This window comes from uncultured Campylobacter sp., from assembly GCF_938045625.1.
In the GTDB taxonomy this organism is placed as follows: Bacteria; Campylobacterota; Campylobacteria; order Campylobacterales; family Campylobacteraceae; genus Campylobacter_A.
Map to the genome: position 1 here is coordinate 1 of NZ_CALIAV010000081.1, position 2,106 is coordinate 2,106.

Annotated in this window: 2 protein-coding genes; both read left to right on the forward strand. The window is 46.5% G+C overall.

Annotated elements, in window-relative coordinates; translation table 11 throughout:
- Window positions 1-1,064 (forward strand): hypothetical protein (locus Q0386_RS07790; protein WP_299029433.1); only part of this gene is annotated, 1,064 nt, incomplete at its 5' end.
- 10 nt (window positions 1,065-1,074) lie between these two features.
- Window positions 1,075-2,106 (forward strand): MBL fold metallo-hydrolase (locus tag Q0386_RS07795; protein ID WP_299029435.1); only part of this gene is annotated, 1,032 nt, incomplete at its 3' end.

Below are 2,106 nucleotides of genomic sequence, written 5' to 3' on the forward strand. Positions count from 1 at the left end.
TAAAGATATTCTTCGAATTTATTTTAGGCGAGCTTGCCATATCGTATTTTAGTCCGCGAAGGCTTGCGGAGCTTGGCATAACCGATTTTTACGCGCTTGAGTACTCGGCACAGGCTATTTTGATGTTTGCCGCTATCGCGTCCTGGCTCAGCCCTTCTTGGGTGGTGGCTGCGGATAATTCGCCGTGGCAGAAGCTAAAGCAGCCCGTTAAAGGTTTTACCGTTTTTATCTGGACTTTTTTGCTAAGTATGATCGTATATTTCGTATTTTTCCACTCGCAAATGGGAATTTTATTCGATCCGTGGCAAAAATACACATCCATTACTCCGCCTTGGTGGCACAACTTCGCCGATACGGTGCACGGAAATTTCAATATCGCGTGGATTATGTGCTGTACCGTTATGGTGTGGGTGTATGAAACTATCTGGGAGAGGTATCCTTTTAGCCTTATTAAGACGAACTGGCTTAGAAGGGTGGCGTCGTTTTTCGGCATTATAGCGATGGCGTTTTGCTTTTCATTCTTCTTTTACTATCTGCAAGAGCTCATCTGGGGCGTGCATATTAGAGGCGACAGAAGGCTCTTCGCGCCCGATTGGCGATGGCTGCACGTAGGCGAGATAGCTATATTTTGGCTCGTGCCGGTGTTGTTTATTAAATTTTACTGCAACAACGCGGTCAATAAATTTTCAAAGCCCGTCAATATCCTTCTTAGAACGATCATAAGCATGGTAGCGGCTATCGTTCTATACTACGTCTATTATCAGGTCTCTCACTTTTTACTAGGCACTCAAAAGGGCTTTTCGCACCCGCAACAATTCCCGATGATTCCGATGATCTGGTTTATCAACGTCATGCTGATAAATTACTGGTTTATGGACGGCTGGCCGGGCTGGAAGCTTGCCGGCAAGAAGGAAGAGGCGGAGGAAGCAGGCGAGGAAGACGATTTTGGAAATAAAAATTCCATTAAAGGCTTGGTGGTAGGCTTTATCATAGGCGTGATCATCTATCTCGCCGTAGTTTATCTAGCGCCTGCCGTGGGCAATATGCTTACAATTTTTAAATAAAGGATCTGAGATGAATGAAGCTAGAAGAGATTTTATAAAAGGCGGTGCGGCGGGCATAGGACTTGGCGCGCTCGCATCGATGGGAGTGTTTTCATACTCTCCTGCGAGAGAATTTTTTCTTCCGGATGAAGTGCGAAAGATGACCGATTTTGGCGCGATTAAAAGCGTCGAGGTTACTAATATCTCCGAAACGAGCTGGTTTGATAACTCGATGCTGATGGGAGACATTAAAGGCGCAGGCGGACTGCTAGTCAATCAATATCTATTTAACTGGCCTCCGTTCGGTAACGGCAAAGGGCTTGCTAAAGGTAGCTACGAAGAGGGAATTTCGCAAATCAAGCATCTTTTGCCGGATAAAATAGATGAGGCGTGGGAGGTAACCAAAAAGCTATCCGTAAATCCCGATAACGCTGGCGGCTACTCCGCCCTCATAGAGATAGAGCGTCTAAACGGCGAAAAGAAAAAATATTTGCTTGATTGCGGCTGGTCATATAAGTGGATGCACGAGTGCTTTAAGCGGGAGGGGATCGATAAGATGCTGCAAAACGGCGAGATAGACACCCTCATAATGTCGCACGAGCACTACGATCACTTTTGGGCGCTACCCGTCGTTTTAAAGTATAAGCCCGACATCAGGATCATCATACACGAAGGATTTTACCCGGAGGGCAGACAATATATCAAGGATTCGGGTCATAAAGGCGAGCTTGTAGTGTTTAAAAAGGGCAGAAATGAGATCGAGCCCGGAATGTGCACGTTTTGCTATGATTGCCCTATCATTACGAGGGTTTTTGGCGAGCAGTCGATCTTCGTAAACGTCAAAGACAAAGGCCTAGTGAGTATCACGGGCTGCTGCCATCAAGGCATCATTACTTTTTCGGACTCCGCGCATAAGGAGCTTAAGTACGACAACGACCAGCTCTACGGGCTTTACGGCGGACTTCATATCTCGCCGTTTGACGACTGGGATCCAAAATACGACGATCTGGTTATCGGACTGAAAAGATGGAACTACCAAGTCATGGCGTGCAACCACTGCACT